General features: G+C 65.8%; 28 protein-coding genes and 1 tRNA gene. 14 read left to right on the top strand and 15 right to left on the bottom strand.

From position 1 onward, the window contains the following. The first annotated feature begins 9 nt into the window (after window positions 1-9). The 5 genes from ACT53K_RS11125 to ACT53K_RS11105 all read left to right on the top strand — a co-directional run bounded on the left by ACT53K_RS11125 (window position 10) and on the right by ACT53K_RS11105 (window position 4,562). Entirely contained in the window at window positions 10-579 is a 570-nt protein-coding gene (locus tag ACT53K_RS11125; RefSeq protein WP_476228699.1) for a Maf family protein, read from the top strand. Next, window positions 572-1,522 carry a ribonuclease E/G gene (locus ACT53K_RS11120; protein WP_476228698.1) on the top strand — a complete coding sequence of 317 codons (951 nt, stop codon included), beginning with the start codon at window positions 572-574 and terminating at the stop codon, window positions 1,520-1,522. Before ACT53K_RS11125 ends, ACT53K_RS11120 begins: the two co-directional genes overlap by 8 nt. Before the next feature lie 4 nt (window positions 1,523-1,526). Continuing rightward, on the top strand, window positions 1,527-1,709 hold the full coding sequence (locus ACT53K_RS11115; RefSeq protein WP_476228696.1) for a DNA gyrase inhibitor YacG: 183 nt from the start codon (window positions 1,527-1,529) through the stop codon (window positions 1,707-1,709). Window positions 1,710-1,738: 29 nt separating this feature from the next. Continuing rightward, a tRNA-Phe gene (locus ACT53K_RS11110) sits at window positions 1,739-1,814 on the top strand. Further along, window positions 1,782-4,562: a glycosyl hydrolase 115 family protein gene (locus ACT53K_RS11105; RefSeq protein WP_476228695.1), complete on the top strand. Its 2,781-nt coding sequence runs from the start codon at window positions 1,782-1,784 to the stop codon at window positions 4,560-4,562. The genes ACT53K_RS11110 and ACT53K_RS11105 overlap by 33 nt, the downstream gene beginning before the upstream one ends. On the opposite strand, the gene ACT53K_RS11100 is transcribed toward ACT53K_RS11105, so the two are convergent. Then, complete coding sequence (locus ACT53K_RS11100) at window positions 4,538-5,443, bottom strand: PEP-CTERM sorting domain-containing protein (RefSeq protein ID WP_476228694.1); 906 nt, start codon at window positions 5,441-5,443, stop codon at window positions 4,538-4,540. The genes ACT53K_RS11105 and ACT53K_RS11100 overlap by 25 nt on opposite strands. Window positions 5,444-5,715: 272 nt before the next feature. Between ACT53K_RS11100 and ACT53K_RS11095 the strand changes: the two genes are divergently transcribed. Continuing rightward, the gene (locus tag ACT53K_RS11095; RefSeq protein ID WP_476228693.1) at window positions 5,716-7,182 is read left to right on the top strand and encodes a S41 family peptidase; all 1,467 of its coding nucleotides are present in this window, start codon (window positions 5,716-5,718) and stop codon (window positions 7,180-7,182) included. Between the two features lie 10 nt (window positions 7,183-7,192). Here ACT53K_RS11095 and ACT53K_RS11090 read toward each other — a convergent pair whose 3' ends face one another. After that, on the bottom strand, window positions 7,193-7,840 hold the full coding sequence (locus ACT53K_RS11090) for a TetR/AcrR family transcriptional regulator (protein ID WP_476228692.1): 648 nt from the start codon (window positions 7,838-7,840) through the stop codon (window positions 7,193-7,195). Between the two features lie 98 nt (window positions 7,841-7,938). Here ACT53K_RS11090 and ACT53K_RS11085 point away from each other — a divergent pair, with 98 nt between their 5' ends. From ACT53K_RS11085 to ACT53K_RS11070, 4 genes are all read left to right on the top strand, one after another. Continuing rightward, a complete protein-coding gene (locus ACT53K_RS11085; protein WP_476228691.1) occupies window positions 7,939-9,138 on the top strand; it encodes an efflux RND transporter periplasmic adaptor subunit in 1,200 nt (399 codons plus the stop codon). Between the two features lie 5 nt (window positions 9,139-9,143). Further along, entirely contained in the window at window positions 9,144-12,323 is a 3,180-nt protein-coding gene (locus tag ACT53K_RS11080; protein ID WP_476228690.1) for an efflux RND transporter permease subunit, read from the top strand. Window positions 12,324-12,334: 11 nt separating this feature from the next. Beyond that, window positions 12,335-13,762 carry an efflux transporter outer membrane subunit gene (locus ACT53K_RS11075; protein WP_476228689.1) on the top strand — a complete coding sequence of 476 codons (1,428 nt, stop codon included), beginning with the start codon at window positions 12,335-12,337 and terminating at the stop codon, window positions 13,760-13,762. 61 nt (window positions 13,763-13,823) lie between these two features. Beyond that, complete coding sequence (locus ACT53K_RS11070; protein ID WP_476228688.1) at window positions 13,824-14,093, top strand: hypothetical protein; 270 nt, start codon at window positions 13,824-13,826, stop codon at window positions 14,091-14,093. A 186-nt stretch (window positions 14,094-14,279) separates the two neighbouring features. On the opposite strand, the gene ACT53K_RS11065 is transcribed toward ACT53K_RS11070, so the two are convergent. The 9 genes from ACT53K_RS11065 to ACT53K_RS11025 all read right to left on the bottom strand — a co-directional run bounded on the left by ACT53K_RS11065 (window position 14,280) and on the right by ACT53K_RS11025 (window position 20,882). Continuing rightward, window positions 14,280-14,747 carry a GreA/GreB family elongation factor gene (locus ACT53K_RS11065; protein ID WP_476228686.1) on the bottom strand — a complete coding sequence of 156 codons (468 nt, stop codon included), beginning with the start codon at window positions 14,745-14,747 and terminating at the stop codon, window positions 14,280-14,282. Beyond that, the gene (mgrA, locus tag ACT53K_RS11060; RefSeq protein WP_476228684.1) at window positions 14,744-15,805 is read right to left on the bottom strand and encodes an L-glyceraldehyde 3-phosphate reductase; all 1,062 of its coding nucleotides are present in this window, start codon (window positions 15,803-15,805) and stop codon (window positions 14,744-14,746) included. The genes ACT53K_RS11065 and mgrA overlap by 4 nt, the downstream gene beginning before the upstream one ends. 77 nt (window positions 15,806-15,882) lie before the next feature. Then, the gene (gene ruvB, locus ACT53K_RS11055) at window positions 15,883-16,908 is read right to left on the bottom strand and encodes a Holliday junction branch migration DNA helicase RuvB (RefSeq protein ID WP_476228683.1); all 1,026 of its coding nucleotides are present in this window, start codon (window positions 16,906-16,908) and stop codon (window positions 15,883-15,885) included. A 319-nt stretch (window positions 16,909-17,227) separates the two neighbouring features. Next, window positions 17,228-17,785: a DUF4337 domain-containing protein gene (locus tag ACT53K_RS11050; RefSeq protein WP_476228682.1), complete on the bottom strand. Its 558-nt coding sequence runs from the start codon at window positions 17,783-17,785 to the stop codon at window positions 17,228-17,230. Between the two features lie 62 nt (window positions 17,786-17,847). Beyond that, the gene (gene ruvA / locus ACT53K_RS11045) at window positions 17,848-18,444 is read right to left on the bottom strand and encodes a Holliday junction branch migration protein RuvA (protein ID WP_476228681.1); all 597 of its coding nucleotides are present in this window, start codon (window positions 18,442-18,444) and stop codon (window positions 17,848-17,850) included. A gap of 355 nt (window positions 18,445-18,799) precedes the next feature. After that, complete coding sequence (gene ruvC, locus ACT53K_RS11040) at window positions 18,800-19,288, bottom strand: crossover junction endodeoxyribonuclease RuvC (protein WP_476228680.1); 489 nt, start codon at window positions 19,286-19,288, stop codon at window positions 18,800-18,802. 23 nt (window positions 19,289-19,311) lie between these two features. Next, a complete protein-coding gene (locus ACT53K_RS11035; RefSeq protein WP_476228679.1) occupies window positions 19,312-20,055 on the bottom strand; it encodes a YebC/PmpR family DNA-binding transcriptional regulator in 744 nt (247 codons plus the stop codon). 81 nt (window positions 20,056-20,136) lie between these two features. Then, window positions 20,137-20,373 carry a DUF2312 domain-containing protein gene (locus ACT53K_RS11030; protein ID WP_476228678.1) on the bottom strand — a complete coding sequence of 79 codons (237 nt, stop codon included), beginning with the start codon at window positions 20,371-20,373 and terminating at the stop codon, window positions 20,137-20,139. 143 nt (window positions 20,374-20,516) lie between these two features. Then, complete coding sequence (locus tag ACT53K_RS11025; RefSeq protein WP_476228677.1) at window positions 20,517-20,882, bottom strand: DUF1244 domain-containing protein; 366 nt, start codon at window positions 20,880-20,882, stop codon at window positions 20,517-20,519. A gap of 72 nt (window positions 20,883-20,954) precedes the next feature. Between ACT53K_RS11025 and pyk the strand changes: the two genes are divergently transcribed. After that, the gene (gene pyk / locus ACT53K_RS11020) at window positions 20,955-22,424 is read left to right on the top strand and encodes a pyruvate kinase (protein WP_476228676.1); all 1,470 of its coding nucleotides are present in this window, start codon (window positions 20,955-20,957) and stop codon (window positions 22,422-22,424) included. A gap of 54 nt (window positions 22,425-22,478) precedes the next feature. On the opposite strand, the gene ACT53K_RS11015 is transcribed toward pyk, so the two are convergent. From ACT53K_RS11015 to ACT53K_RS11000, 4 genes are all read right to left on the bottom strand, one after another. After that, a complete protein-coding gene (locus ACT53K_RS11015) occupies window positions 22,479-23,099 on the bottom strand; it encodes an HAD family hydrolase (protein ID WP_476228675.1) in 621 nt (206 codons plus the stop codon). A gap of 8 nt (window positions 23,100-23,107) precedes the next feature. Next, complete coding sequence (gene ykgO, locus ACT53K_RS11010) at window positions 23,108-23,233, bottom strand: type B 50S ribosomal protein L36 (RefSeq protein ID WP_010543750.1); 126 nt, start codon at window positions 23,231-23,233, stop codon at window positions 23,108-23,110. A 118-nt stretch (window positions 23,234-23,351) separates the two neighbouring features. Next, entirely contained in the window at window positions 23,352-23,642 is a 291-nt protein-coding gene (locus ACT53K_RS11005) for a BrnA antitoxin family protein (RefSeq protein WP_476228674.1), read from the bottom strand. After that, a complete protein-coding gene (locus tag ACT53K_RS11000) occupies window positions 23,632-23,913 on the bottom strand; it encodes a BrnT family toxin (protein ID WP_476228673.1) in 282 nt (93 codons plus the stop codon). The genes ACT53K_RS11005 and ACT53K_RS11000 overlap by 11 nt, the downstream gene beginning before the upstream one ends. A 150-nt stretch (window positions 23,914-24,063) precedes the next feature. Between ACT53K_RS11000 and ACT53K_RS10995 the strand changes: the two genes are divergently transcribed. The 3 genes from ACT53K_RS10995 to ACT53K_RS10985 are packed head-to-tail and all read left to right on the top strand — an operon-like array spanning window position 24,064 to window position 26,248. After that, complete coding sequence (locus tag ACT53K_RS10995; protein WP_476228672.1) at window positions 24,064-24,675, top strand: DUF4136 domain-containing protein; 612 nt, start codon at window positions 24,064-24,066, stop codon at window positions 24,673-24,675. Continuing rightward, a complete protein-coding gene (locus ACT53K_RS10990; RefSeq protein ID WP_476228671.1) occupies window positions 24,672-25,790 on the top strand; it encodes a M14 family metallopeptidase in 1,119 nt (372 codons plus the stop codon). Before ACT53K_RS10995 ends, ACT53K_RS10990 begins: the two co-directional genes overlap by 4 nt. Beyond that, window positions 25,787-26,248 (top strand): GNAT family N-acetyltransferase, encoded by a 462-nt coding sequence (locus ACT53K_RS10985; RefSeq protein WP_476228670.1) that lies wholly within the window; start codon window positions 25,787-25,789, stop codon window positions 26,246-26,248. The genes ACT53K_RS10990 and ACT53K_RS10985 overlap by 4 nt, the downstream gene beginning before the upstream one ends. Window positions 26,249-26,369: the final 121 nt, after the last annotated feature.

Raw genomic sequence — 26,369 nt, 5'->3', positions numbered from 1 at the left:
GCGCGGCCCATGCGGCTCGTGCTCGCTTCCACTTCGCCGCGACGACGCGATCTGCTCACGCGGATCGGCGCCGCGCCAGACCGCATCGCCGCTCCGGATGTGGACGAAGATGTCCGCCCCGGCGAATTGCCGCGACCTTATGTGCTGCGCGTCGCCACTGCCAAGGCGCATGCGGTCGAACGTGCCGCGGACGAGATCGTCCTGGCCGGCGACACCACCATCGCAGTCGGCCGCCGCATTCTCGGCAAGCCCGAAGATGAAGCCGATCTGCGCCGGATGCTGGCGCTGCTGTCGGGCCGTCGCCACCATTGCCTGTCCGCCGTCTGCCTCATCGGCCCCGACGGTAAGGCCCGCACCCGCCTCTCCGACACGATCGTCGCGTTCAAGCGGCTGAGCGAAGCCGACATCGACTGGTACGTCGCCAGCGGTGAAGGCATGGGCAAGGCGGGCGGCTACGCCATTCAGGGCAAGGCGGAGGCGTTCGTGCGCTTCCTGTCCGGTAGCCATTCGGGCGTCGTCGGCCTGCCGGTGTTCGAGACCCGCGCACTCCTCGCCAGCGCCGGCTATTCCCTTGGCTGAGTGGCTGTACGAGGCAGGGATCGGCGAGAACCGCGCCGCCCTTGTCTCGCGCGGAACCATCTGGAAGGCGCGGATCGAGCTCGCCGGCCCAACCGTGCGCGTCGGCGCCGTCTGCACCGCTCGTCTGACCGACAAGACGACCGGCAAGGTCACGCTTGATCAGGGCGGCGAGGCACTGTGCGATCCGCTGCCCAAGGGCATCACACAGGGTGCCGCGCTGAAGGTCCGGATCGTGCGGGAGGCGATTCCCGAGCCCGGGCGCGCCAAGCTGCCCAAGGCCGTCCCCGCCCCTGCCGATGCCGAACCTTGCGACGGCCCGGACCTGCTCGCCCGGATCAGCGCCAGCGGCCACCCGGTCCGTACGCTCCGCTCCCATGAACCCGATCTGCTGGAGGAAGCCGGCTGGTCGGAAGTGCTGGAGGAAGCGTGGAGCGGCGAAATCGCCTTTGCCGGCGGTGCGCTGCGCATGTCGCCGACCCCGGCGATGACGCTGTTCGATGTCGACGGGGCCGCGCCGCTGGAGCCGCTGTCGATTGCCGCCGCCCATGCCGTCGCTCGCGCGATCGAGCGGCTGGGGATCGGCGGATCGATCGGCATCGACTTCCCGACGCTGAGCAGCAAGGCCGCGCGGGGTGCCGTAGCAGAAGCGGTCGACGCCGCCCTGCCCCAGCCGTTCGAGCGGACCGCCGTCAACGGCTTCGGCTTTCTCCAGATCGTCCGCCGCCGCAGCCGGCCGTCGCTGCCCGAGCTGCTCCACGCCGATCCGGTCGGCGCCGCCGCTCGCGCGGAGCTGCGCCGGCTGGAACGCCTTCCCCCGCCGCCGCCGGCCACCCATATGGTCGACAACCGAATCGCCCGCCGCCTGGCGCGCGAGCCCGGATGGACGGAAGCGCTGGCCCGCCGCATGGGCGGCGCGGTTCAATTCGTGAGCCCCAAGGAGTAACCCGATGCCCCGCGACGCCTGCCCGATCTGCGGCAAGCCTGCCGCCCCGGAATTCAAGCCGTTTTGTGGTCGCGGTTGCAAGGATCGAGACCTGTTGCAATGGTTGGGCGAAGGCTATCGGGTTCCGGGGGAGCAGGTCGATCCAAATGCACATTCAGGGCTGGACAGCCACGATTCGCGCGACTAAGACGCGCGCTCCCCGGCGACCGCCGGTGTGCCCAGGTAGCTCAGTTGGTAGAGCATGCGACTGAAAATCGCAGTGTCGGCGGTTCGATTCCGTCCCTGGGCACCACTTCTCCTTTTTTCCGCAACCACCCTGTCGTCGGCTGCACTGGCGCAATCACAGGCCGTGCTGTTCGACGGCCATGCGCTGCCGAGGATCGTCCATGACGATGCCACCTCGGCAAGGCTGGTCAGCGAACTGCTCGCCCGCGACCTCACCGCGCTGACCGGCCGTGGCCCCGCGGTTTCGGGCGACCTCGCACAATGCGACCGGCTTTGCGTGGTGATCGGCGCCCAGGATTCCGCACTGATCCGCGCCGCCGCCGGTGATGCCGGTGTCGATCTGTCGGCGCTGGACGGCCAGTGGGAGCGCTATGTCCGCGTGCTGGCGCGGTCGAAGCAGCATCCCGGCCGCCGCTATCTGCTGATCGCGGGCTCCGATCCGCGCGGGGCGATCTGGGGGGCGATCGACCTGACCCGCGAACTGGGCGTTTCCGCCTGGGAATGGTGGGCCGATGTCACGCCGCGCCACGCCGACCGGCTGGTGGTCGACGGGCGGCGTATCCTGTCCGACGCGCCGTCGGTCCAGTATCGCGGCATCTTCCTCAACGACGAGGATTGGGGGCTGCAGCCCTGGGCTGCGAAAACCTATGAACCGGAAACCGGCGATATAGGCCCGAAAACCTATGCCCGCATCTTCGAGCTGATGTGGCGCCTGAAGGCCAATCTGATCTGGCCGGCGATGCACGAAAGCACCAGGCCGTTCTACCAGATCCCCGGCAATGCCGAAGTCGCGCGCGATTATGCCATCGTCGTCGGCACCTCCCATGCCGAACCGATGATGCGCAACAATGTGCGCGAGTGGGACGAGGCGAAGGACGGGCCGTTCAACTTCTTCACCAATCGAGACCGCATGGTCGCGTATTGGCGGCGTCGCGTCGATCAGGTGAAGGCATTCGAGAATGTCTATACGATCGGCCTGCGCGGCAAGCATGACTCGGCGCTGGAAGGCGCCCGCACGCCCGAGCAGGCGCGCGACGCCACGGTCGATGCCATCGCTGTCCAGCGCGACCTTCTCGCCGCGGCGCAGGGCAAACCGGCCACGCAGGTGCCGCAGGCGCTGACGCTCTACAAGGAAGTCCTAGACGTCTATCGCACCGGGCTGAAGGTGCCCGACGATGTGACGCTCGTATGGCCCGAGGACAATTACGGCTATATCAACCAGTTGCCGACCGCCGCCGAACGAGCGCGGTCGGGCGGGTCGGGCGTATATTACCACATCTCCTATTGGGGCCGCCCGCACGACTATCTGTGGCTGGCGACGACGCATCCCGGGCTGATCCGCGAGCAGATGGAACGTGCCTGGACGCTGGGCGCGCGCAAGCTGTGGGTCGTCAATGTCGGCGACATCAAGCCGGGCGAATATCTGGCGAACTACTTCCTGGATCTCGCCTTCGACGCGCGGCTGCTCGGCAAGCCCGCGCGGGCACATCTCGCCGACTGGGCTGGGCGCCAGTTCGGCGCGGCCGCGGCGCAGCCCGTCGCCGATATATTGATGGACTATTACGACCTCGCCTTTGCGCGGAAGCCGGAATTCATGGGCTTCAGCCAGGTCGAGCCCGAAACGCCAATCCGGATCGGCGATTTCGTGCGCTCGGGCGGTGACGAGGCGCGGGCGCGGATCGCCCGGTATCAGGCGCTGATGGCGAAGGCCGAGGCATTGGCGGCGACGCTGCCCGCCAACCGGCGCGACGCCTATTTCCAGACCGTGCTCTATCCGGTGCGGGGCGCCGCCAATCTCAACCTGCGCAATCTGAAGCTCGACCTTGCCGCGCTCTATGCCCGTCAAGGCCGCGCCAGCGCCAATGCCTATGTCGATCAGGCGCAGGCCGCAGATCAGGCGATCGTTGCCGACACTGCCGCCTATAATGCGCAGGTCGGCGGCAAGTGGCGCGGCATCATGGACATGGCGCCGCGCCGGCTGGCGGTGTTCGCCGAGCCCGCCTATCCGAAGATCGCGCTGCCGCCAGTCGGCCAATGCGGCGCCGATGCCGCGACCCTGCGCTTCACGCCAGGCATTGCCGAAACGCGGTGGCTGACCATCTATGGCAAGGGCGCGGTGAGCGACTGGACGCTGGAGGGGTTGTCCGGCGTCGAAGTCGCGACGCGGCAGGGGCGGCTCGATGCCGGGAACGGCTATGAGATGCGGATCGCGCTGCGATATGACGGCAAGGGCAATGTCGCGCCCGGCAAAATCCATTGCCAGGGCACGATGGTCTATCTCGAGCCGGTGATGCAGCCCTTCCCCGGCGGCGATGCGACGCCCGAGGTGAACCGGATTATCTCGATAACGCCTGCCGACCGCGCGGTGACGCCGGGCGGCGCCTGGGAACGCATCGAAGGCCCTGGTTCACGCGGTGCGGTGCTGCGCAGCCGGCTCGACCTCGCTTCGAGTGCGCGCGCCGACGCGGTGGCGCCGGTCGTGCTGCCCTTCCGGCTTGCGAGCAAAAGCGACGCGCAGTTGCGCATTGTCGCACTGCCGGTGCATCCGCTCACAGCTGCCAACGGCCTGCGGCTGGGCGTGCGCATCGATGCCGGACCGGTCACCGTGCTCGACTATGAAACCCATGGCCGCAGCGACGAATGGAAGGCGAATGTGCTGTCGAACAGCGCGGTGCGCACGCTGCCGCTGGGCCAGCTAGCCGCCGGCGCACATCGGGTGGAGCTGTACGCGATGGACCCCGGCTTCCTGCTCGATCGGGTCGATGTGCGCCTCGACGGCGCGCCCGATTATTATGGCGCGCCGCCGACGCGCTGAGCCGCCAGTTCGGCAGCGGCAACCTCGCGCAACCGCCGGGCCGCATCGGGACTGATGCCGAGGTCTTCGGCGGCATGTTCCTTGCCGGCGAGCGAGCGCGGATCGGCGCCGGTGATCGCGCCGAATTCGACCAGCGCCTCCAGATAATAGCCCTCCGCGCTGGCGTGATACTGGTCCCAGGTCCACAGGCTGATCTGGCCAAAGGCGATACCGTCATAGGGATTGGGATCGGCCAGCCGGTCGCGGATTGCCCGGTTGAAAGCGGTACCCACCGGCAGCACCGCGTGGATGCCAGACCCATTCCCCAGCGCCAGGCGATTGGCGGCGAGCAAATCCTCGGCCATGCGGAAGATCGACTGGCCGTGCCAGTGACCGCCCGCTCGATAGGTAATGTCGGGCCGCGACCATGTCGCCACCAGATCGACTTGCGCGGCGGGGTTGCGGCGATGGAACAGATCGGCCAGCGCTCGCGCGGCGGCAAGATGGCGCGTGGGATCGCCCGGCCGCTCGGCATCCAGCGTGCTATACCCCTGCAGCACCACCACATCCCAGGGACGGTCGATCAGCGCACGCTTGTTGGCCAGGTGCCAGGCAAGATCCTTGCCGGGCGAGGTTTCCAGGCTGACCTGCCAGTCGAGATGCAGCGCATCGGCAAAGCTCTTGAACAGTGCAGGCACACCGCCGATCCGTTCCTGATTCAGGTCGGCGACGTGGCTGGCGTGATAGCGCAGCACCGGCGAGTTGGCCCCGAAGGTGAAGCTGTTGCCGACGAACAGGATGGTACGCGCCTCGGCAACGCCGCTGAGCCCGGCAAGGACGAACAGCGACGCGACCAGCCATCGACTGCGGCGCAGAACGCCGCCCAAGAGAATAGCAGACATGAGGCCATTTTGCCGCCTGCCGCCTGCCCGCACAACCGGCGATGACAGTCGAACGGCACGCCTCATATTTCCGGGGTCAACTGGTTCATGCGCAACTATATCCCCGACGCGAAAACTGCATTTCACCGAACACTGCCATTCTGAACGTTAATTATGGCATTTTTCACCGTTCATCATAATAAAAACGGCCGGTGACATCTTGTCATTGCTGCCGAAGTGGGCTGAATTTACCAACCGCGCAATCATCGCGCGGGCCGGGGAGCAAAATATATATGTCGGCAGCGCGTTCGGGGGTTTCGGTCGTGGTACTGGCCGCGTTGCTGGCGAGTTGCGGCGGGGGCGGAAGCGGGGGATCGGTATCCCAGCCCGGCACCAGCACGGCCCCGACACCCACGCCATCCCCGACGCCTACGCCCACTTCGGCCGCCTGCACCCTGCGCGCGCGCGAGGATTGGCTGCTCGCCGCAATGCGTGAATGGTATCTGTTCCCGGAAACGCTGCCGGCGACGCTGGATCCGACGCCTTATAGCAATGCGAGCGACTATCTCGACGCACTGACCGCCACTGCCCGCTCGCAGGGGCGCGATCGGCATTTCACCTATCTGACGTCAATCGCGCAGGAAAATGCCTATTATTCGTCCGGTTCGAGCGCCGGCTACGGCTTTCGCCTTGCCACCGACGGCGGCACCGGAATCTGGGTGATCGAAAGCTATGAAGGCACCAGCGCGCTGCAGGCGGGCATCGATCGCGGCACCCAGATTCTGGCGATCGGTACCAGCAGCAGCAATCTCCAGAACGTCAGCGACATCATCAACAGCCAGGGGCTGGACGGCGTAACCGCTGCGCTGGGGCCCGACACCGCCGGCACGACCCGCGCGCTGCGCGTTCAGGATCTGAACGGCGCCACGCGCACGGTTTCCGTGACCAAGACCGACTTTACCCTCGCACCGGTTTCATCGCGATATGGCGCACAAATACTGACCGATCCGGTCAGCGGCGGGCGCGTTGGCTATGTCAATCTGCGCACCTTCATCAGCACCGCCGAACCGGCCTTGCGCAGCGCCTTTTCGAACTTCAAGGCACAAGGGATCACCAATGTGATCGTCGACCTGCGCTATAATGGCGGCGGACTCCTATCGATCGCGCAGCTGTTCGGCGACCTGCTGGGCGGTGCGCGAACGACCAGCGATGTGCTCAACTATACGGCGTTCCGGCCGGAAAAGTCCGCCAATGACGAGGTCCGTTACTTTGCGCCCCAGCCCGAATCGATCGCGCCGACGCGCATCGCCTTTATCGGCACGCGGGGCACAGCGTCGGCGAGCGAGCTGGTGATCAATACCCAGATTCCCTATCTCCACGCCAATGCCGCGCTGGTCGGCACCAACACCTATGGCAAGCCGGTCGGCCAGATTGCGCTGGACAAGCCGGAATGCGACGACCGGCTGCGCGTGATCGCCTTCGCGACCCAGAATGCCAACCATCAGGGCAATTATTTCAGCGGCCTCGCCAATACGGTGGAGGCAAGCTGCAGCGCGATCGACGACATTTCCTATCCGCTGGGCGACCCGCGCGAGTCATCGATACGGGCCGCACTCGATTTCGTCGCCGGGCGCAGTTGCAGCCGGATCAGCAGCACTGCCAGCCTGAGTGTCGAAAGCGTCGGCACCAAACGCGAACGCCTGCTGCTGTCGCCGGCGCGGCCCAGCCCCGTACAACGCGACGTGCCCGGCTCCTTCTAGACGCTAAAGATCAGGCGGCGATGTCCTGACTGCGATGCATGGCACGCATCGCGGCAACCTCCTTGCGGACCATGTCGAGCGCCAGTATCGCAATCTGGCTACCGGAATCATCCCCTGCGATCAGGCGCCGCTGGGTGATTCCTAGCGACATCGCCATCAGGAGATCGGCAAGAGCCCTGCGTCGCTCCGCCAGTTCTTCGCCGGGCGCGAGTGCAGCCATTGCCGCGTACATCGCGCTCTCCACGTCGCGACGAACCTCCTCGAAGACGGCGGCCACCCGGCCGTTGCGGGCACATTCCGCAATGATCTCCCCCAGCAGCGGATCGGAATCGTCCCGTCCCGAATCGAGAAAATCGGCGATCCACCGCCAGATCAGGTCCGCGTCACCGTGCACGATTCCGCGCTGCAGCGAATCATGGTCGAGAAACTCCAAGCAGTCGGCTTGGACGATGGCCGCCACAATCTCTTCCTTGGATGCAAAATCCCGGTAAATCTGCCCTACCGCGACCCCTGATTCCTTCGCGATCTGCGCGACGCCGGTTGCATGAAAACCGTTTGCAACAAACAACATGCGCGCTGCAGCAATGATTCGCTGCCGACGCGCCTCCGCCCGATTGCCGCTCGCCCCATGCTCCTCACCCACGACTGACACCTTCATTTGCGCCTATAATTCCTTCTTGACCCGGTCACTTGCTTCGCAGTAGCGGCGAATGTGAGCGAACGTTCACTCACATATATCATTCGGCAGGCATACGCATGACATTTTTTCGTCACTCCACGCCGGCTCTGGCACTTCTGCTTGCCGCTTGTGGCAGCCAGTCTCCACAACAGGGTGCTCCTGGTGGCCCCGGCGGGGCAGGTGCTGGTGGTCCGCCGCCGGTTTCCTTTGTGACCGTCCAGCAACAGGCTGTCACGCTGACGTCCGAGTTGCCCGGGCGGACTTCGCCCTTTGAGACGTCTGACGTACGGCCGCAGGTGAACGGCATCATCGAAGCGCGGCTGTTCACCGAAGGCGACATGGTGCGCCAGGGCCAGCCGCTCTACCGGATTGATGCTGCGCCATATCGCGCGCAGGTCGCCAGCGCGCGCGCCACGCTCGCTCGCGCCCAGGCATCGATCGCGACGAGCGAAGCATTGGCGCGTCGCTATGGCGAACTCGTCAAGATCAACGCCATCGCCAAGCAGGACTATGAAAATGCCGTCGCAGCCGCCGCACAGGCGCGCGCCGATGTCGCGGCCCAGCAGGCTGCGTTGCGCAATGCCGAGATCGATCTGGGCCGCACACTGATCCGCGCCCCGATCGGCGGCCGGATCGGCCGCTCGCTCTACACGACGGGCGCGCTGGTCTCCGCGGCCCAGGCGGGTGCGCTGACGACGATCCAGCGCCTCGACCCGATCTATGTCGACATCCAGCAGTCGAGCACGGACATCCTCAAGCTCCGCCAGCAGATCATGACCGGCAAGGTATCGCGCGACGGCAATGCCAAGGTGCAGTTGATCCTGGAAGACGGCAACACCTATGGCCTGGAAGGCGAAATCCGCTTCGCGGACGTGACGGTCGATCCGTCCACCGGCAGCCAGATCATCCGTGCGATCTTCCCCAATCCCAATGGCTTGTTGCTGCCGGGCATGTTCGTGCGCGCGCGCCTTGCCCAGGGAACCCAGCAGAGCGCGATACTCGTCCCCCAGCGGGCGGTGAGCCGTGACGAACGCGGCAACCCGCTCGTGATGGTGGTGGGTGCCGGCAACAAGGTGGAAGCCCGACCGATCCAGACCAGCCGCACTTCGGGCGACAATTGGGTCGTCAGCAGCGGCCTGAAGCCTGGTGACAAGGTGATTGTCGAAGGCGGGATGATGCTGCGTCCCGGCGCGCCGGTAACGCCGCAGCCCTGGAACCCGAACGCCAAGCCGGCGGCGGGCCAGTCGGGCGCCCCGAACTCTGGACAGGCGAAGTAAGCCCCATGTCGCGCTATTTCATCGATCGACCCATTTTCGCATGGGTCATCGCGATCATCCTGATGCTCGCGGGTCTGCTGGCGATCCGCAGCCTGCCGATCGCCCAGTTTCCGGCCATCGCCCCGCCCGCCGTGTCGATCACGGCGACCTATCCGGGCGCCGACGCGCAGACGCTGGAAAACACGACGACGCAGATCATCGAGCAGCAGATGAAGGGTATCGACAACCTTCGCTACTTCTCGTCGTCTTCGTCGTCGTCGGGCACGGTGACGATCACCCTCACCTTCGAACAGGGTACCAACCCCGACATCGCCCAGGTGCAGGTGCAGAACAAGCTGCAGGCAGCCACCCCGCTGTTGCCGCAGGAAGTCCAGCAGCAGGGGCTGCGCGTTGCCAAGGCCACCCAGAATTTCCTTCTGGTCGTCGGCCTCTATTCGGAAAACGGCGCGCATAACGGCGTCGACCTGGCCGACTATTCCGTGTCGAAGCTGCAGGATCCCCTTTCGCGGGTGTCCGGCGTGGGCGACACCGAAGTGTTCGGCTCGCAATATGCGATGCGCATCTGGTTGGACCCGGTAAAGCTGACCAATTATGCGTTGACCGTCGACGACGTTACCCAGGCGATCCGCGCACAGAATGCGCAGGTATCCGCCGGGCAGCTCGGCGCACTGCCTGCGCCGAAGGAACAGATGCTCAACGCAACCGTCTCCGTACAGTCGCGCCTGACCACGCCAGCCCAGTTCGGCGCGATCCGCCTGAAGAGCGGCAGCGACGGTTCAGTCGTCCGGCTACGCGATGTCGCGCGGGTGGAAATCGGCGCCGAAGTTTACGGCTTCGATGTGCAATTCAACGGCAAACCGTCAACCGGCATTGCTATCAAGCTGGCCCCGGGGGCGAATGCACTGACCACCGTCGATGCAGTGAAGGCACGCGTGGCGGAGATCGCCAAAACCTTCCCCAGCGACATCAAGGTCATCTATCCCTATGACTCGACGCCGTTCGTGCGGCTTTCGGTCGAACAGGTCGTCCACACGCTGATCGAGGCGGTCGTCCTCGTCTTCCTGGTGATGTTCCTGTTCCTGCAAAACTTCCGCGCCACGCTGATCCCGACGATCGCCGTTCCGGTGGTGCTGCTCGGCACCTTCGCGGTGATGGCGATCGCCGGCTTCTCGATCAACACGCTGACACTGTTCGGCATGGTGCTGGCGATCGGCCTGCTCGTCGACGATGCCATCGTCGTCGTCGAAAATGTCGAGCGCCTGATCGTTACCGAACATCTCAGTCCCGTCGATGCCGCGCGCAAGTCGATGGACGAAATCTCGAGCGCGCTGGTCGGCATCGCGATGGTGCTGTCTGCCGTATTTGTTCCGATGGCGTTCTTCGGCGGATCGACCGGCGTGATCTATCGCCAGTTCTCGATCACCATAGTCTCGGCAATGGTGCTCTCGGTGTTCGTCGCATTGATCCTCACTCCGGCGCTTTGCGCGACGATCCTAAAGCCGCACGATCCGAGCAAGCTTGAAGGCCATGGTCCGCTCGCGCGCTTCTTCCGCTGGTTCAACGAGAAGTTCGACCAGGGCCAGGCGCGCTACGAAAAGGGCGTCCGGGGGGTCACGCGGGGCTGGAAGCGGTCGGCACTGGTCTATCTGCTGATCATCGGCGGCATGAGCTTCCTGTTCCTGCGCCTGCCATCGGGCTTCCTGCCGGACGAAGACCAGGGCATCGTTCTTGCGCTGGTTCAGGGCCCCTCGGGCGCGACGTCGGCGCGCACCGAGAAGGGGCTCGCGATGATCCGCAACCACTTCCTCCAGAAGGAAGCGGGCAATGTGCAGGGCGTGTTCACGATAAACGGTTTCAGCTTTGCGGGCGCGGGCCAGAATAGCGGCCTCGCTTTCATTCCGCTGAAGGACTGGAAGGAACGCCGTGGCAGCGCAAATTCGGCGCAGGCGATTGCCGCTCGCTCCATGGCGACATTCAGCCAGTATCATGACGGGCTGATCTTCGCGACGACGCCGCCGGCGGTACAGGAACTGGGCAATGCCACGGGCTTCGACCTGCAGCTCGTCGATGTCGGAGGATTGGGCCACGAAGGACTGCTCCAGGCGCGGAACATGATGCTGGGTATGGCGATGCAGAACCCCAAGCTGGTCGGCGTCCGCCCGAACTCACTGGAAGACGCGCCGCAGCTCAAGGTCGATATCGATCAGGACAAGGCAAAGGCGCTGGGCCTCGACCTCGGATCGATCAACAGCACGATCGCGACCGCCTGGGGCGGCAGCTATGTCAACGATTTCATCGACCGTGGCCGCGTCAAGCGCGTCTATGTCCAGGCCGATGAGCCCTATCGCCTGCGTCCGGAGGACATCGCCAGCCTGTACGTCCGCAGTCCTGCCGGCACGATGGCGCCGTTCACCGCCTTCTCGACGCTGTCGTGGCAAACGGCGCCGGTGCAGCTCACGCGCTATAACGGCCAGCCGGCGATCGAGATTCTGGGGGCCCCCGCCCCCGGCGTTTCGACCGGTGATGCGATGGCAATCATGGAATCGATCCATGCCAAGCTGCCGCCGGGCACGGCGCTTGAATGGACCGGCCTATCCTATGAGGAAAAGGCCTCGGGCGGCCAGGCACCTGCGCTCTATGCCCTCTCGCTGCTGATCGTGTTCCTGTGCCTTGCTGCGCTGTATGAAAGCTGGTCGGTGCCGCTGTCGGTCATCATGGTGGTGCCGCTCGGCGTTATCGGCGCGCTGCTTGCGGCCTGGCTGACGGGGCTCGGCAACGACATCTATCTGCAGGTCGGCCTGATCACGACGATCGGCGTGTCGGCAAAGAACGCGATCCTGATCGTCGAATTCGCCGAGGAACGGATGCGCGAAGGCATGTCGGCATTCGACGCCGCGATCACCGCCGCCAAACTCCGTCTGCGGCCGATTCTGATGACCAGTCTGGCGTTCGTGTTCGGCGTGCTGCCGCTCGCGATCTCGACGGGCGCGGGTGCCGGCGGTCAGCACGCGATCGGCCGCGCGGTGGTGGGCGGTATGCTTTCCGCCACCGTATTGGCGATCTTCCTGGTGCCGATGTTCTTTGTGGTGGTGCGGGGCGCGTTCGGCGGCCGCAAGACCAAGCGAACGGAGACACCGAAAGAACCGCACGACAATGGCGGCGCCAGCACGCCGCAGGGAGCCTGAAGGCCGTGAATATGCGTATCCCCACCCTTGTCGCGCTGACCGCCGGCACCTTGCTCGGCGGCTGCAATCTGGCGCCGCATTATGCCCGACCAGAAGCGGCGGTACCGGCGGCGCTGCCGCAGGGCAGCGGCATCTATCCCGCCGCCGCGACGGACGCGCCCGACATCAGCAAGATCGGCTGGCGTGACTTCTTCGTCGACGAACGCCTGCGCCAGGTGATCGCGCTTGGCCTCGCGAACAACCAGGATCTGCGAATTGCCGCAGCCAATGTGCTGCAGGCCCGCGCACAATATCGCGTCCAGCGCGCCGACCTGTTCCCGTCCATATCGGCCAGCGGCAGCGGCACTTACACCAACACGGCGTCCTTCGCCGCCAGCACGGGCGGCGCGACGGGCAGCGCTGGCGTCAAGGATGTCCAGAGCTTCACTGCCAATGCCGGTGTCTCGTCGTTCGAACTCGACCTGTTCGGCCGTATCCGCAACCTCAGCCAGGCGGCGCTGGAGCAATATTTCGCGACCGAAGAAGCGCAGCGCGCCACGCGCGTCGCCCTGATCGGCGAAATCGCCGGCGCATGGCTGACGTTGGCGTCGGACCGGGACCAGCTCGCCATCGCGCAGCGCACGCTGAAGACGTTCGAGCAGACGCTGGAACTGACGCGCGCCCAGTTCCGCACCGGCGTGGCGTCGGAGCTCGCCTCACGCCAGGCCGAAACCAGCTATCAGTCCGCGCGGAACGATGTGGCCGTACTGCAGACGCAGATCGCCCGAGACCTGAACGCGCTGCAACTGCTCACCGGCGCGCCTGTGCCGGAGGCACTGCAGCCGGAGGCACTGGGCGACAAGCCGGCGACGATCGACACGCTGCCGGGCGCGCTGCCTTCGGACATCCTGCTGCGTCGCCCGGATGTGCTGCAGGCCGAACATCAGCTGATCGCGCAGAACGCCAATATCGGCGTCGCGCGGGCGGCGTTCTTCCCGCGCCTGTCGCTCACCGCAACAATCGGCACGATCAGCCCGTCGCTGCGCCAGCTGTTCGGCACCGGCACAGGCACCTATTCGGTCGCGCCGTCGGCAACGTTGCCGCTGTTCGACTTCGGGCGGAACCAGGCCAATCTGGAAGCCGCCCGTGCAGCGCGTGAGGGAGCGGTCGCCAACTACCAGAAGACGATTCAGACCGCCTTTCGCGAAGTATCCGATGCACTGGCGCAGCGCGGCACGATCGACGAGCAGCTGTCCGCCCAGACGGCGCGGGCGGAGGCAGCAACGGTGGCAGCGAAGCTGTCCGACGCGCGCTACCGCGCCGGGGTCGATTCGTTCCTGACCGCGCTCGACGCGCAGCGCAGCGCCTATGCCGCCGAGCAACAGCTGGTGAGCACCCGGCTCAGCCGCGCAAACAACCTGGTCACGCTCTACCGCACGCTGGGAGGAGGGCTCGAGTAACTGCTTGTCAGGGGATCAAATCTGCATATCGTGACAAATACAAAAATAGGAGAGTGATGCAGTGTCCCCCGACGAGTCGCCGACCAATGCAGGTGAAGAAAGCCTGATCATCCTGGAAAGCCTGTTATGCCTGATGCGCGAGAAGAATCTGCTCTCGCGCCGCGACATCGAACTTCTCTGCGCGAAGGTCGAGCGGCGAGCGGAAGGCATCAGCAAGAATCCGCTGCCCTGCCGGTCGGAAAGCGCCCATGTCGCCCATAGTTATCTCCGCAAGCTGAACGACTATCTCGGCCAGCGTTATGGCGGCAAGCACGCGAAGCATCTGAGCTGAGAGCCGATCGGGCGACAGGCCGCCCGGGTGGGCTGAACAATCGGCACTAGCCGGCTGCAATCACACCCATTTTGGACCGGCTTCTCGGCCCCGACCGTGCAGAACATGGCATAGGTCGGGGGCTGGCGATTCCCCGCAAGCATCCTCCTCCGGCCCGCGACCCCGGAGGAGGATTACGGGGATCCATCACCCGCCGATCTGCTCCACGGCAACGATTTCGATCGCTTCTGTCCGTCCGTTGAAGTCCACGCGCTCGCCAACCTCGGCGCCGAGCAGGGCGTGCGCCAGGGGGGCCTGAAACGCCAGGCGGTCGATCGCCGGATCGGCCTCGTCATGACCGACGATTTCGATCTCGCGCTCGCGGCCGCCCATCCGGATCCTAACCCGAGCACCGATGCCCGCCACACCCGCTTCGAGCGGCGGCGCCAGCTGTGCCGTGGCGCGCCGGGTATTCCAGTAGCGCAATTCGCGCTTCAGCCCTTCCCGCGCCTCTTCGTCGGGCTCGGCAGCGATGGCGCCTTCCAGCCCGTCGATCTTCGCCGCGATCAGCTCAAGCCCACGCGCCGTGACGAGATTGGGCCCGGGCGGCAGCGGCAGCTCGAACTTCGGTTCCTTATGTTCCTCGTCGCTCTCGCGGCGGAAGGCGACACTCATCGCTGGGGCAATTCCTCTAGGGTGGACGAAACCTTCCAAAGATCGATCGCGCCTTCGGTCGCATGAGCATCGATTTCCGCCAGTTCCTCGGGCGAAAAATCGAGATTGTTCACGGCATCGAGCGAATCGTCGAGCTGCTCCACCGTGCGCGCGCCGATCAACGCCGAGGTGACGCGGGGATCGCGCAGCACCCAGGCAATCGCCATCTGGGCCAGCGTCTGGCCGCGCCGCTCGGCAATGGCGTTCAGGGCACGGATGCGGGCGATATTCTCGTCGGACAGCAGCCGCTGGTTCAGCGATCCACCCTTTGCTGCGCGGGCATCCTCGGGCACGCCATTCAGATATTTGCGAGTCAGCATGCCTTGCGCCAGCGGCGAGAAGGCGATGCAGCCGGTGCCGAGATCAGCCAGCGTGTCGAGCAGTTCGTCTTCGATCCAGCGGTTGAGCATCGAGTAGCTGGGCTGGTGGATCAGCAGCGGCACTTTGTGTTCGGCGAGGATCGCAGCAGCCTTGCGCGTCAGCTCGGGCGAATAGCTGGAAATACCGATATAGAGCGCCTTGCCCTGGGCGTGGATCTGCGCCAGCGCCCCCATCGTCTCTTCCAGCGGCGTCCTGGGGTCGACGCGGTGCGAATAGAAGATATCGACATAGTCGAGGCCCATCCGCTTCAGGCTCTGGTCGCACGATGCGATCAGATATTTCTTGCTGCCCCCCACATCGCCGTACGGCCCCGGCCACATGTCCCACCCCGCCTTGGTCGAGATGATCAATTCATCGCGGTGGCTAGCAAAGTCGGTCGCGAGCACGCGCCCGAAATTTTCCTCGGCCGAGCCATAGGGCGGGCCGTAATTGTTCGCGAGATCGAAGTGCGTCACGCCACGATCAAACGCGCGGCGCAGCATCGCGCGGCCGTTTTCGAATACATCGGCGCCACCGAAATTCTGCCACAGCCCAAGGCTGATCGCTGGCAGATCGAGCCCGCTGACGCCGCAACGGCGATAGGGCATCCGCCCGTCATACCGGGCCGGATCGGCATGCCAGGGCTGGGGATAGGCCATCGTGCAACTCCATGTGAGGCTGGGGAAACGCGGCACCGGGCGGGAAGTGCCGGGACAGGAACGGGCGGCGGCTGCCGCTATCCGTCGAACAGACCGTCCTGCGTTCCTGCCGGCGGATTGAGCCCGAGATGCTTCCAGCCCGCCGGGTTGAGACACCGACCGCGCGCCGTGCGCGCGACGAGGCCGAGCTGGATCAAATAGGGTTCGATCACTTCCTCGATCGTGTCGCGCGGCTCGCTGAGCCCGGCGGCGAGCGTTTCCACCCCCACCGGACCGCCGCGGTAAATATCGGCGATCATGGTGAGATAGCGCCTATCCATCGCGTCGAGGCCCAGCGCATCGACTTCCAGCCGAGTCAGCGCCGCGTCGGCGACCTTGGCATGGACCACATCCTCGCCGAGCACATTGGCGAAGTCACGCACCCGGCGCAGCAGCCGGCCGGCGATACGCGGGGTGCCGCGCGAGCGGCGGGCGACTTCGCGGGCACCATCGGGCGCGATGCCGAGCCCGAGCAGCCCGGCGGCGCGCGTCACCACTCGCTCCAGCTCGTCGACCGTGTAGAATTGCAGCCGCACCGGAATGCCGAAGCGATCGCGCAGCGGGGTCGTCAGCAATCCCTGCCGCGTCGTCGCGCCGACCAGCGTGAAGCGCGGCAATTCGATCCGCACGCTACGTGCCGACGGGCCTTCGCCGATCATCAGATCGAGTGCGCGGTCTTCCATCGCCGGATACAGCACTTCTTCCACCGCCGGGTTCAGCCGGTGAATCTCGTCGATGAACAGCACATCACCGTCCTCGAGATTGGTGAGCAGTGCGGCGAGATCGCCCGACTTGACGATCACCGGGCCCGAGGTCGAGCGGAACCCCACCCCCATTTCGCGGGCGATGATCTGGGCGAGCGTGGTCTTGCCCAGCCCCGGCGGGCCGAAGAACAGGACATGGTCGAGCGCGTCGCCGCGCGCCTTGGCAGCATCGATGAACACGCGCAGATTTTCACGCGCCGCCTTCTGCCCGACAAACTCGTCCAGGCTTTTCGGCCGCAGTGCGGCGTCAATATCTTCGGCGCGGCGGCCGGCGGTGAGAAGGCGGTCGGAATCGGTCATGCGATCAGGTCCGTGTAGCGGCCGCAGGCGCGCCGGTCGATGGCGCCCGGCAGAACTCGCCAAGCCGAGCGGAGAGGCGCATCACCTCGACCATGGCCGATCTGTACCTCGCCACCCGCGTTTCGGACACACTGCGCCGCGCGCTCGCCGCGCGCTTCACGCTGCACGAGGGCAATCCGCCGCCCGAAACGCGCGCGATCGTCGGCGGCGGACCGATGCGGCTCGACGCTGCGCCCCGCTCCCGCAAGCGGGAGCGGAACGGAAGCGGGCGGGCGCTCCCCTTCTCCTTTCTGGAGAGAACCAAAGGCCAATCCTCGGTTCACCCCAGCACCGTGCTCAGCACATCGGGGTGGAAGCTCCAGCCGAAAAAGCCGCACAGCCCCATCAGCAGGCCGAACGCGCCGAACACCCAGGCGACCCCCAGCAGCCAGCCGGTTTCCGACAACGCCGCTACCGCCGAGATCGAAATCGCCGTGGCGATCGCTGCCTCGCTGGCATCAAACTGGTCGTCATGCACGTTGAGCGCATCGTACAGCGCCGTCTTCGCCTTGGCCTGTTCGGCGAGCTTCGGCGCCTCGGCCTTGTACTTGGCGATATCGCCGTCGAGCCCGCGCAGCACCGGCGCCGCCCTGGCCGGATCGGCAGCGAGCAGCGCAATTTCCGCGCGGCTGGTTTCCGCAAGATGCTGCTTGGTCTTGGTCGCCTGATATTCGTTCCACAGATCGACCGAGGCGGATTCGGCCTGCTCCATGGCCTGGACGATATTGCCGTCCTTGATGCCGCACACGCCGGTGAACACCGACAGCGTCACGACAGTGATCGCCACCTTGCGGTTGAGGCGCTTGTCCTTGGCTTCGGCGGAGACTTCGATTTCCATGACATTTTCTCAAAAGGTTGATGTGGCTTCTTCCCGGTGCGGGGAAGCACCCGGAACCAGTCTCACTTCGCGGCCTTGCGCAGCGCCAGGCGGACCAGCGCATCGAGCGAGGCCGCCGGGCCAAGCTCGTCACTGGCGGCGTTCACCGCCGCACTCGCCTCGGCCGGCTTGAAGCCCAGGTTGAGCAACGCCGACACGGCATCGGCCGCGGCGCCGCCGCTGGGCGCCGCCGTCGCCCCCGCGCCGCCCAAGGCGAGGCCGCCGGCCTTGTCCTTCAGTTCGTTGACAATGCGCTGGGCGAGCTTTGGCCCGACGCCATTCGCCCGGGCGATCGTCGCCGCATCGGCGCGGGCAACGGCGGTGCGCAGTTCCTCGGGCGCGAGGATAGAGAGGATCGCCAGCGCGACCTTTGCCCCCACCCCCTGCACGCTGGTGAGCAGCTTGAACCAGTCGCGCTCGTCGGCCGTGGCAAAGCCCATCAGCCGGATCGAATCCTCGCTGACCAGCATTTCGGTATGAATCGTCACCAGCTCGCCGGTGGCGCCGAGCTTGTCGAGCGTCTTGGCCGAGGCACCGACCAGATAACCGACGCCGTTCACGTCGATCACGGCGTAGTCCGCACCGCTGACCGCCAGCGTACCGCGCAAATGGGCGATCATCGCGTGCGCTCCGGAGGCAAAGTTGAGGAAGTTGAGGGTACCGCGCGTATGCGCGCGAGGGCTGCAGAGCGCAGCGGGACGAGGCCAGGGACAAGGCGGATGGTTCGGGTCACACCCGGTACATAAGCGGAACAAGGCCCGGTAGGAAAGCCGAAATCGGCGGGCAGGGCTGGCGCAAGAAGACTGGCGAGCCGGCGGCGCTGACGCTCCCCTCCCGCTTGCGGGAAGGGTCGGGGGAGGGACCAAAGGGGAATCCCCGCCGGGAAAAGCGCAGTCGCAGCTCAACCCCTCCCCTAGCCCCTCCCGCAAGCGGGAGGGGAACGCCGGCCGGGGCCATAGGCATTGGGTGGATACGCTACCGCAAGCCCATGCGCGCGCTCGCCAGATGATGGGCGTGGCAGATCGCCACCGCCAGCGCATCCGCCGCGTCAGCGCCGGCGATCTTCACGCCCGGCAACAGGCGAGAGACCATCGCATGGACCTGTTCCTTGTCGGCATTGCCGACACCGACCACCGACTTCTTGACGGTGCTGGGCTTGTATTCGCCGACGTCAACCCCGCCGCGCGCAGCCGCGCACAGCACCACGCCGCGCGCCTGGCCGAGCTTGAGCGTCGACTGGGCGTTGGAATTGACGAACACTTCCTCGACCGCCGCCGCCTCGGGCGCATAATCGGTGATGAGCGCCGCCAGCATCGCATCGAGATGCGCCAGCCGGCGCGGCAGCGGCGCCTTGGTATCGGTGACGAGCCGGCCGTTGGCGACATGGCTCAGCCGGTTGCCCTCGGCGCGGATCAGCCCCCATCCCGTGGTGCCGAGGCCAGGGTCGAGGCCGAGGATGATCAACGCCCCTCCCCTTTCCGTTCAGATCAGCCCAGCTTCTCCATCACGTCGTCGGGCACTTCGTAATTGCCCCAGACGGTCTGGACGTCGTCGTCGTCGTCGAGCGCGTCGATCAGCTTGAACAGCGTCGCAGCGTCCTCGGCGCCAACCGTCACCACGGTCTGCGGACGCCAGGCGAGCTTCGCGCCTTCGGATTCGCCGAGCACCGGCACCAGCGCTTTGGCGACTTCGTGCAGATCGCCCTGGGCGGTCCAGATCTCGTGGCCGTCCTCGCTGCTCGATACGTCCTCCGCGCCCGCCTCCAGCGCCGCCTCGAACACCTTCTCCGCATCGCCTGCGGCGGCGGGATAGGTGATCAGGCCCATGCGGTCGAAGCCGTGGCTGACCGAGCCGGCCGTGCCGAGATTGCCGCCGTTCTTCGATACCGCCGTGCGCACATTGGTAGCCGTGCGGTTGCGGTTGTCGGTCAGCGCCTCGATGATCAGCGAAACGCCGCCGGGGCCGAAGCCTTCGTAGCGGATTTCTTCGTAATTCTCGCCTTCACCCTTGCTCGCCTTGTCGAGCGCGCGCTGGATATTGTCCTTGGGCATCGACTGCGCCTTGGCGGCGTTGATCGCGGCGCGCAGGCGCGGGTTCATGTCCGGATCGGGCAGACCAGACTTGGCCGCCACGGTGATTTCGCGGCTGAGCTTGGAGAACATCGCCGAGCGCTTCTTATCCTGCGCGCCCTTGCGGTGCATGATGTTCTTGAATTTGGAATGGCCTGCCATGGTGAACCCGAAATGCCTGCAATAGGGTGTGGAAAGCGCTCGCCTTAGCGCGGATAGCAGGCGAGCGCCATGTGCGCGGGATTAGATGCCCAGCGCCTGCTTGTAGGTTTCCAGCAGCATCTCGGCCTCTTCGCGGTGATGCTTCTCCATCTTGCGCAGGCGGACGATGCTGCGCATCGTCTTTACGTCGAAGCCGGTCGACTTGGCTTCGGCATAGACGTCCTTGATGTCGTCGGCGATGCCCTTCTTTTCCTCTTCGAGCCGCTCGATGCGCTCGATCAGGAGGCGGAGCTGCTCGGCGGAAATATTATCGGACATGGGTGTTCGGCTCCTGAAAATGGCGCCGGACGGCCGCTGCCCCGAATCGCGTGGCGCGGGGCCGGCCTTCCGGAAAGGAAAGGATGAACCCGGGCGCTTACTGAAGCCGCGCCGCGTGCTCAACCCTTATCCGCGGGCAGTGCTTATCCGCGCCCCGGCTCGGTCATCGCCGGCGGGTCGCTGGCCGGGAAGCTTTCGTCGAGCGCTTCGTCCAGCTCGGCATTCTTCTTCAGGCTCGCTTCCATGCGCGCCAGTTGTTCGGGCGTGGCTTCGCTCTGGTACTTCGCCTTCCACTCCGCCTGGTCCATGCCATAGACGATGCGCCGGGCCGCGGCCTTGTCGATGGCGGGGTCGGCTTCGTGGATCCAGTCCCCCAGGCAGTTGCGACAAAAACCGGAAAGCCCCATCAGATCAATGTTCTGAGCATCTTTGCGATGGCGCAGGTGGCGCACAAGCCGACGGAAAGCAGCGGCGGCCGTGGCGTCGTCGAGCCGATCAAGTTCATCCATTGCGCGTCTCCGCTGTTGATCCCGTCGCATTAGAGGTTAGAGGCGGGCTCGCACAAGCCGAGGATGACAACGATGACACAGGCGATCCCTCCCCGTTCGCGCAAGGTTCGCGTGCTCGCAACGCTGGGCCCGGCCAGCAACAGCCCCGAGATGATCGAGCGGCTGTTCCGCGCAGGCGCCGACGCATTCCGCATCAACATGAGCCATGGCGACCAGGATTCGAAGCGGCCGGTGTTCGAGGCGATCCGCGCGATGGAGAAGGTGACGGGCCGCCCGACCACCATTCTCGCCGACCTGCAGGGGCCGAAGCTGCGCGTCGGCAAGTTCGCCGATGGCAAGGTGATGCTGGTCACCGGCCATGAATTCACCCTCGACCGCGATCCCACGCCGGGCGACGCCACGCGCGTCGAACTGCCGCACCGCGAGATCTTCGAGGCGGCGCACGAAAATGCACGGCTGCTGCTCGACGACGGCAAGCTGGTGCTGCGCGTGACCCATGCCGCGCCCGACCGGCTGACCACTATCGTCGAAGTCGGCGGCCCGCTGTCGAACAACAAGGGCCTCAACGTGCCCGACATGGTGTTGCCGCTCGCCGCGCTGACCGAGAAGGACCGCAGCGACCTGAGCTTCGCCGTCGAAATGGGCGCCGACTGGATCGCCCTCAGCTTCGTCCAGCGGCCCGAGGATCTGATGGAGGCACGCCGGCTGATCGGCGGCAAGGCAGCCTTGCTCGCCAAGATCGAGAAGCCTTCGGCCATCGCCCGGCTCGACGAGATCATGGAGCAGTGCGACGGCGTGATGGTCGCGCGCGGCGACCTGGGCGTCGAACTGCCGCCGCAGTCGGTGCCGCCGCTGCAGAAGCGGATCGTCGAGACCGCGCGCCGGCTGGGCCGCCCGGTGATCGTCGCGACGCAGATGCTCGAATCGATGATCGAGAGCCCCTCGCCCACCCGCGCCGAAGTGTCGGACGTGGCGACTGCGGTCTATGACGGCGCCGACGCGATCATGCTGTCGGCCGAAAGCGCGGCGGGCAAATGGCCGGTCGAATCGGTGTCGATGATGAACTCGATCGCCGATGCTGTGGAACGCGACCCCGCGCATGGCGAGCGCGTCCACTTCACCGTTACCAAGCCCGACCCCACCACCGCAGACGCGCTGGCCGAGGCGGCGAAGAACATCGCCAGCACGGTGTCGGCTGCGGCGATCATCTGCTTCACCAGCTCGGGTTCAACCGCGCGCCGTATCGCTCGCGAGCGGCCGAGCGTGCCGATCCTGGTGCTGACGCCGGAACGCGACACGGCGCGGCGGCTGGGCCTTCTATGGGGCACGCATGCCGTCCACACCCGCGACGTCGATTCGTTCGAGGAAATGGTCGCCAAGGCCAAGCGGATGGTGCTGCGCCATGGCCTGGCCGATGCCGGCGATCGGGTGATCGTGTGCGCAGGCGTGCCGTTCAAGACGCCGGGTTCCACCAACGTGCTGCACGTGGTGACGATCCTGGGTGACGAGCTGAAAAACTATCAGGGCGCCGAGGGGCAATAAGCCGTTCGAGCCTCCCCGGGCGCCGCCTGGGGAGGCGCCCGGTAACGGACCGAATCAGGCCGCCAGCACGCCCAGCCGGACCAGATCGCTGCGGAAGGCCGCCGCGCTGCCGGTGAACAGCACACCGTTGATGCCGGCCCGATTCGCGGCCTCGACATTGGCGGGCATGTCATCGACGAACACAGAATCGGGGCCCTTCAGGCCGAAACGGTCGAGCGCGAGCGCGTAGATGGCAGGATCGGGCTTCACGAGCTTCTCGTCACCCGAGACGACGATGTCGCGGAAACGGCCGAAGATCGCACCCTGCTGCGGCGCCCATTCGCGCCAGAACTCACCAGAGAAATTGGTGATGGCGTAGAGCGGCACGCCCGCCGAATCGAGCTCCGCCACCAGCTCGGCCATGCCGGCGATCGGCGGCCCCAGTTGCTCGCCGAACTTCGGCCCCCAGAGCGCGATCATCTCGGCATGCTCCGGGTACAGCGCACTCAGCTCCGCCGAGGTTTCGGCGAAGGGGCGACCAGCGTCATGCTGGAAGTGCCATGCCTTGGTAACGACCTGCGACAAAAATGCGTCGAGCGCCTGTTCGTCGTCGAACAGGCGCTCGTACAGCTTGCGCGGTTCCCAGGGAAAAAGGACGTTGCCGACGTCGAAAATGACGGCGTGCGGCGTCCCCACCCGAAGGCTCAGCCCTGGCGGGCCTTGAAGCGCTTCTGAGTCTTGTTGATCACGTAGATCCGGCCACGGCGGCGGATCACGCGGTTGTCGCGGTGCCGCCCCTTGAGCGACTTCAATGAATTCACGATCTTCATGACCGATTCGCTTCTCAAAATTATCTGGAATGCCGGAAAAGAGGCGCCCGCCTATAGTCGCCGGCCGAGGAAGTCAAGGCAAAGCGCCGCCTTTCGGCCTGCGCCGGATGGCATTCCCTCACCGCACCTCGCGCAGCGCCGCGCGCAGCGCATCGTTCATCCGCGATTGCCAGCCCGCACCGGTCGCCCGCCAGCCCTCGATCACATCCGGATCGAGCCGCAGGGTGAGCGAGCGCTTGGCATCGGGCTTGGTCGACCCCACCGGCCGACCGCGCTTGCCCGGACCGAAGGCGGCCAGCACCTCCGGCGGAAGCACCTCAGCCGCCGGGCGCGCACGTGCGAAATCCGCCTCGGTCCATTCGGGGTTATCCTCGTCGAAAACCACCGCGGGCTTTTTCCTAGACGCCATGGCGACGCATCTCCTTTTCATGAGCCCGGCGATAGCTGATCACGCGGATCACATTCTCCCGCAGGGTAAAAACAAGGCCGCGCGGTTCTCCCTCCACTCGGCCAAAGGCGCGATAGCGAATTTCGGCATAGTCCGCGCGATCGTCGATCAGCACGACCGCAGCAGCTAGGTCGAACGCCGCAGCGTCGGCGAGCGATATGCCATGCTTGGCGATGTTCGCCGCGTCCTCGCGGGATCGAACTCGATGTCCACCATTTTTATGTAGTGGCATTTTATTCCGACAGCAAGCCCGGGCAGCGGCAACATGCCTGCACGGGCATGCAATCCTATCGCAGCATGGCGAATCCAACAGGAACCGACTCGACCGGAGCCGGGTTGGGACGATAGACCCGTTCCGCCCGCGAAACAGGAGTGCATAGCCGTGAAGAAGTATCTGCGTATCCCCGTGCTTCTGGCCGCCCCGGCGCTGGCCGCCGGTTGCACGGCGACCAGCCACCATGCGCCGATCGACGTGACGCGCTATCATCTGAACCAGCCGCTCGAGCGCACCACCGTACAGGTCGAGCCGATGAGCGGCGCGATGGATGTCTCGCCGGAGTTCCAGATCTATGCCGATGCGGTGCAGGCGGAACTGGCGCGGCAGGGCTATGTTCCCGCCACCAGCGAACGCCCCGCAGGCTACACTGCCAGCGTGTCGTTCACCCGCATTTCGCGCGGCGTCGTCAAAGATCCGCCGCCAGTCCAGATCGGTCTGGGCGGGGGCACGTTCAATGGCGGACGTGGCGGCGGCGTGGGCGTCGGCGGAGATTTCTCGTTCGGCATCGGCAAGCGCAAGGAGCACCCGATCCTGACCTCGGAACTGTGGGTGCAGTTGCGCCGCCGCTCCGACATGAGCGTCGTGTGGGAAGGCAAGGCCGACACCACCGGCGTCGGCCTGGACGACAACCAGCCCGCTGCGAGCGCCCAGCGGCTGGCCGCCGCGCTGTTCAAGGACTTCCCCGGCGAGTCCGGCATCACTATCACGGTGAAATGAGCATCCAGATCAACGCCGCGTTCGACAGCGGCAACATCCGCGTCGTCGCCATCGAAGGCGATCGGGTCGACCTCGAGATCGTCAAGGATCATGAGTCCGACTTCTATCAGTGGTTCCACTTCCGCGTCGCCGGCGCGGCCGGACGGACGCTGACGTTCCGCATCCTGAACGCCGCGGGATCGGCCTATCCGTTCGGCTGGCCGGGCTACAAGGCGCGCTGGTCGGCGGATCACGAATCGTGGCGGATGGTGGAGACGGACTATGCCGACGGCGTCCTGACCTTCCGCCACCACTGCCAGACCGACCTCACCTGGTTTGCCTATTTCGCGCCCTATTCGATGGAGCGCCACCACGACCTGATCAGCCGCATCGCGCTGATGGAAGGCGTCACGCACCGCCAGCTTGGCACGACGCTGGACGGCCAGCCGCTCGACTGCCTGACGCTGGGCACCGGCCCCAAAACGGTGTGGCTCTATGCCCGCCAGCATCCGGGCGAGAGCATGGCCGAATGGTGGGCCGAAGGCGCGCTCGAGTTCCTGACCGACGAGAACAACGAAGTCGCCCGCACGCTCCGCGAAAAGGCAACCTTCCATGTCGTGCCGAACATGAACCCGGACGGGTCGCGGCGCGGGCACCTGCGCACCAACGCGGCGGGCGTAAATCTCAACCGCGAATGGCACAGCCCCACCCCCGAGCGCAGCCCCGAAGTGCTCGCGGTCCGCAACGCAATGGACGGGACCGGCGTCACCTTCGCAATGGACGTGCATGGCGACGAGGCGATCCCGGCCAATTTCCTGGCCGGGTTCGAAGGCATCCCGAGCTGGACCGACGCGCTGGGCGAGAAGTTTTACGAATTCGGTCGCCGGCTCGCCGCGCATACGCCCGACTTCCAGACCGAGCTTGGCTATGACAAGTCGGCGCCGGGCAAGGCCAATCTGTCGATGTCGACAAACCAGCTCGCCGAGCGGTTCGGCGCAGTGTCGATGACGCTGGAAATGCCGTTCAAGGACCATGATGCGAACGCCGATCCCGAGTTCGGCTGGTCGCCGATCCGCAGCAAGCTGCTGGCGCATGCGTGCCTGGAGACGCTGGCGGGCATGATCGACGAACTGTGATCGCGATCCGCGACGGCGGGCTGGACGATGGGCAGGTGCAGAATCTGCTGCGCCTGCACGCAAGCGGCATGCGCGCCAGCTCGCCCGCGGAGAGTTGCCATTTTCTCGATCCGTCGGCGCTCCGTGCCGCCGATGTCCGTTTCTGGAGTGCGTGGGACGGCAGCACGCTGCTTGGTATCGGCGCGTTGAAGCAGCTGGACGCAACGCATGGCGAAGTAAAGTCGATGCGCACCGCGCCCGAACATCTGGGGAAAGGCGTAGGTGCGGCATTGCTCGACCACATCATCGCCGTCGCCCGCGCCCTCGGGCTTACCCGGCTGAGTCTGGAAACCGGTTCGGCGCCGGCATTCGAACCGGCCCTGCGCCTCTATGCCCGGCGCGGCTTCGTGGCCTGCGGCGCTTTTGCCGACTACCCCGCCAACGATCCGTTCAGCCGCTTCCTTACCCTGACCCTGTAACCCGGAATCGCTGCGTTCGCGTCGGAAAAGCGCGTGACAAGTCCTACCGGCGGTAACAGAATGTTATCGCACTGCCGCAATGGTGGTGTCGGGGGATGGGGGATCCCCCTTGGGGCAGCGG

Source organism: Sphingomonas sp. DMC8 (genome assembly GCF_056314185.1).
This window is presented reverse-complemented; position numbering and strand designations above follow the sequence as displayed.